The organism is Kineococcus halophytocola (assembly GCF_041276425.1).
GTDB lineage: Bacteria > Actinomycetota > Actinomycetes > Actinomycetales > Kineococcaceae > Kineococcus > Kineococcus halophytocola.
Window position 1 is genome coordinate 1 of record NZ_JBGFTU010000048.1, and the last position, 3,325, is coordinate 3,325.

A 3,325-nucleotide genomic window follows, 5' to 3' on the forward strand; every position below is an offset into this window, starting at 1 on the left:
CACCGACCTGGCTGCTGCGATCACTGTCCTGCGGCGTCTGGTCAATGAGGCCCGCAAGCGGTACCGCTGGCCTGGGCGACCCACCACTCGTCGACTCCGATGATGCCCCTACTGCCGGTCGCTCTTACCTACGACGCCTCCGCGCGCCTGCCCTACAACGACCGGCTGATCCTGCGCAAGGTCACCGACACCCGCGGCCGGGACCTGAGCATCACCAACTTCGGGTACTTCGACTCCTGGGTCTCCGACGTCACCAACCGCACCACCACGACGACCATCACCAACAACCAGCTGGTCAGTGAGAACAACGCCGCGGAGGGCACCACCAGCTACGAGTACGACGGCGCTGACCGGGTCACCGCCATCACCGTCCCTGAAGGCCAGCGCACCGAGCTGACCTACGACGACCAGGGCCGGGTGCTGGCGCTGAAGCGGATCGGCAACAACGGGCAGAACCCCACCTGGACGTTCTCCTACGCCGCCTTCGACCGCGCCACCGGGCAGGCCCTGACCAAGACCACGGTCACCGACCCCAACGGCCACGACAGCGTCTACACCTCCGATGGCCGCGGCCGCGTCGGCACCCTGACCAACGCCCTGGGCAAGAAGGTGCTGGACACCTTCACCGCCAACGACGACCTCGAGACCACCACCGGCGCCACCGCCGGCTCGGCCACAGGAACGGGCGGCGGCTCGACCGGCGGGTCCGGGGGTCAGACCCGGACCAACAGCTACGCCGGGGCCACCGGCGCGGCCGCCTCGGGAGCGACGTGGAACCTCACCGCCACCCGGCTGCCCACCGGGGCCGGGATCACCAACACCTACGGCACCGGGGCCCGGCTGTACGACGTGATCACCTCCGCCGACTCCCGGGGGAACGTGACCACCAACGCCTACGACACCGCCGGCAACCGCACCAGCGTCACCGAAGGCGGGGTCACCACCAAGAACCTGTACCAAGGCAACACCGACCCCGACTACGGCGGCACCGTCAACTGCGGGCCCACCGTGAACAACGTCGTGACCGCGACCAAGGCCGGGGTGCTGTGCGAGACCCGCGACGGCGCCTACGTCAAGGGCTCCAGCGCGGCGGCCACCACCGCCCACCGCGTGGCCTACCGGTACAACGCCAAGGGCGAGCTGGTCACCCTGTTGCCGGGAACGCCGTCGGCGCAGCAGCAGCAGACCTTTGAGTACGACGAGCTGTCCCGGCTGGTTGAGACCCGCGACGGGCGGGGGCAGACCACGTTCTACGGCTACGACTCCATGGACCGCCTCACCTACACCCTGTACCAGGACGGGCGCGTCGCCTCGCACTACTTCGGCGATGAGTCCGGCAACGGGTGGCTGCGCGCGGTCGATGAGTACCCGGCCAACTCCAACACCGCCGACCGGTCCACCTCCTACACCAGGGACGACTTCGGCCGGCTGCGCGCCACCGTCTCTCCCGAGGCGACGATCAACCTCAACTACGACAACCGCGGCAACCTGCGCGAGTACATCGACGCCGGCGGCGCCGTGAAGTACGACTACAACGACGCCGACCAGCTCACCGCCCTGGCCCTGCCCGGCGGGTCCTGCACCGGGCAGACCCTCACCAGCCCGGGAGCTGCGTCCACCAAGTGCGTCCTGTTCGGCCTCGACGACGACGGGCGGCGCACCTCCACCCGCTACCCCGGCGGGCAGACCCTGGCCACCACGCTGGACGACTCCGGCCGGCTGAAGCAGGTCGTGGGCACCACCCGCACCAGCGGCGGCACCACCACCAAGCGGCTGGACCTGGCCTACACCTACACCGACGCCGCGGCGCCGACCTCGAGCACCAACCCGAACAAGGACACCGGCATCGTCACCGCCGTCACCGACGCGATCGCGGCGGCCAAGACCACCTACAGCCACGACGGGCTGGACCGGCTCACCGCCGCCTCCACCGCCCCGACGGCCGGGGGAGCGGTCACCCGCTACGAGGGCTTCTGCTACGACGGGGCGGGCAACCGCACCAAGTACCTCAACAGCACGTCGACGACGTGCTCGAGCGGGACGGCGGCGGCGACGTTCACCTACAACGGCGGCAACGAGCTCACCGCCGCCACCGGGGTCACCCCCACCGGCGCCACCCTGGCCGGGACCGGGTTCAGCTACGACGGCAACGGCAACCAGACCAGCGCCAAGTCGCAGATCGGGCTGAGCACGGCCTACAACTCCCAGGAGGCCGCGTCCTCCTTCACCCCCGCCGGCGGTAGCGCGATCGCGCAGTCCTACGGCACCGGGGACGGCGGCAACGGCGAGCGGACCACGTCCGGCAGCGGCACCAGTGCGACGACCTTCGCGGTCTCCCCGCTGTCCCCGGCCCCGGCCTGGTCCAAGACGGGCACGACCTCCCAGTGGACGGTCCGCGACCCCGATGGCACGCTCATCGCCGTGCGCATCGGCAGCTCGCCCACCTCGGCGACCGAGCTGTACCCGTTCACCGACAACGTCGACTCCGTCCGCGCCATGGTTAAGGCCGACGGCACCGTGGCCAACACGTACACCTACTCCGCCTACGGGGCCACGCTGACCGCGACCGAAGCCAGCGGTGCGTCGCAGCCCTACCGCTACGGCGGCGGGTACACCGACACCGCCACCAGCCTGGTCAAGCTCGGCATCCGCTACTACGACGGCACCCAGGGACGCTTTACCCAGCAAGACCCCACCGGCCAGGACCCGCAGTACACCTACGCGAAGGGCTGTCCGAGCACCTACAACGACCCCACTGGTGCCAAATTCGTCGGCTGGGGATGCGTGAAGTCCATTGGCGGCCTTCTTCTTGGGGGCGTCGCTTTCGCGGGCAGTGTCGCAGCAGTTCCGCTGTCTGCTGGCGCCAGCGCTATCGGTGCTGTAGCAAGCGTTGGTGGGATTGCCCTCGCCACCGACTCGGTCTACAGCAGCTGCCCGAAGCCGAAGCGCAGTCGATGAACGATCAGCAGCGGAGGAAGGTCGCCCTCCTGCTTATCCCCGCCTTGGTCATCCTAGGAGGTCTCATGGTCTCTATGGCTGTGGACGCCACTGGGGGACGCCGATGGTTGGCCGCGCTAGTCGGAGCGCTGGCGATCGTTGCGGCTGGTGGATGGGTGATCAGCCTGAGGAGGTCCCGCTAGCTAGATAGAAAGTCTGCGCCTACCAAGCCGGAGGGCCACCCCATATTCGTGGTGGTGGTGTCGCGCGTCAGGTTTTGTGGCAGACCCCGTTGCCTACGGGGTTGACCAGCGAGGAGCCTGATCACCATGCCAAGACCACCGGCCCTGGCGGCCGAGGAGAAGACCCGGATCGTGCTGTCGATCCT

The 3,325-nt window shown here is 69.0% G+C and carries 1 protein-coding gene and 1 pseudogene; both read left to right on the forward strand.

Annotated features, from left to right (window positions below):
* Nucleotides 1-103: pseudogene (locus tag AB2L27_RS20035) on the forward strand (IS5/IS1182 family transposase); the annotation flags it as partial.
* Nucleotides 103-2,958 (forward strand): RHS repeat-associated core domain-containing protein, encoded by a 2,856-nt coding sequence (locus tag AB2L27_RS20040; protein WP_370443258.1) that lies wholly within the window; start codon nucleotides 103-105, stop codon nucleotides 2,956-2,958. The pseudogene AB2L27_RS20035 and the gene AB2L27_RS20040, both read left to right, overlap by 1 nt.
* The last annotated feature ends 367 nt before the right edge of the window (nucleotides 2,959-3,325 follow it).